The 1461-nt window shown below is 55.4% G+C and carries 1 rRNA gene; it reads left to right on the top strand.

Annotated elements, in window-relative coordinates:
- Positions 1 to 32: 32 nt before the first annotated feature.
- Positions 33 to 1461 (top strand): 16S ribosomal RNA (locus MHX53_RS11465); the annotation flags it as partial.

The raw sequence follows: 1461 nt of genomic DNA, 5'->3' as shown, positions 1-1461 counted from the left end.
TTTTTGGGTGCTGGGGTTTTTCTTTCTTGTTTTTTGTGGAGAGTTTGATCCTGGCTCAGGACGAACGCTGGCGGCGTGCTTAACACATGCAAGTCGAACGATGAAGCTCTAGCTTGCTGGGGTGGATTAGTGGCGAACGGGTGAGTAACACGTGAGTAACCTGCCCTTTACTTCGGGATAAGCTTGGGAAACTGGGTCTAATACCGGATATTCTGCGTGATCGGATGGTTGTGTAGGAAAGATTTTTTGGTAAGGGATGGGCTCGCGGCCTATCAGTTTGTTGGTGGGGTGATGGCCTACCAAGACGACGACGGGTAGCCGGCCTGAGAGGGCGACCGGCCACACTGGGACTGAGACACGGCCCAGACTCCTACGGGAGGCAGCAGTGGGGAATATTGCACAATGGGGGAAACCCTGATGCAGCGACGCCGCGTGGGGGATGACGGCCTTCGGGTTGTAAACCTCTTTCAGTAGGGAAGAAGCGAAAGTGACGGTACCTGCAGAAGAAGTACCGGCTAACTACGTGCCAGCAGCCGCGGTAATACGTAGGGTACTAGCGTTGTCCGGAATTATTGGGCGTAAAGAGCTCGTAGGTGGTTTGTCGCGTCTGCTGTGGAAACGTGCCGCTTAACGGTGCGCGTGCAGTGGGTACGGGCGGACTAGAGTGCAGTAGGGGAGTCTGGAATTCCTGGTGTAGCGGTGAAATGCGCAGATATCAGGAGGAACACCGGTGGCGAAGGCGGGACTCTGGGCTGTTACTGACGCTGAGGAGCGAAAGCATGGGGAGCGAACAGGATTAGATACCCTGGTAGTCCATGCCGTAAACGTTGGGCACTAGGTGTGGGGTCCATTCCACGGATTCTGCGCCGTAGCTAACGCATTAAGTGCCCCGCCTGGGGAGTACGGCCGCAAGGCTAAAACTCAAAGGAATTGACGGGGGCCCGCACAAGCGGCGGAGCATGCGGATTAATTCGATGCAACGCGAAGAACCTTACCAAGGCTTGACATGCACTAGACCATCGCAGAGATGTGGTTTTCTTTTTGACTGGTGTACAGGTGGTGCATGGTTGTCGTCAGCTCGTGTCGTGAGATGTTGGGTTAAGTCCCGCAACGAGCGCAACCCTCGTTCTATGTTGCCAGCACGTGATGGTGGGAACTCATGGGAGACTGCCGGGGTCAACTCGGAGGAAGGTGGGGATGACGTCAAATCATCATGCCCTTTATGTCTTGGGCTTCACGCATGCTACAATGGCCGGTACAGAGGGTGGCGATACCGTGAGGTGGAGCGAATCTCTTAAAGCCGGTCTCAGTTCGGATCGTAGTCTGCAACTCGACTACGTGAAGTCGGAGTCGCTAGTAATCGCAGATCAGCAATGCTGCGGTGAATACGTTCCCGGGCCTTGTACACACCGCCCGTCAAGTCACGAAAGTCGGTAACACCCGAAGCCGGTGGCCTAACCC

It is taken from the genome of Brevibacterium sp. ACRRH (assembly GCF_022346365.1).
Taxonomy (GTDB): domain Bacteria; phylum Actinomycetota; class Actinomycetes; order Actinomycetales; family Brevibacteriaceae; genus Brevibacterium; species Brevibacterium paucivorans.
Note: the sequence above shows the minus strand (reverse complement) of the source record. Positions and strands in the feature narration are given on the sequence as shown.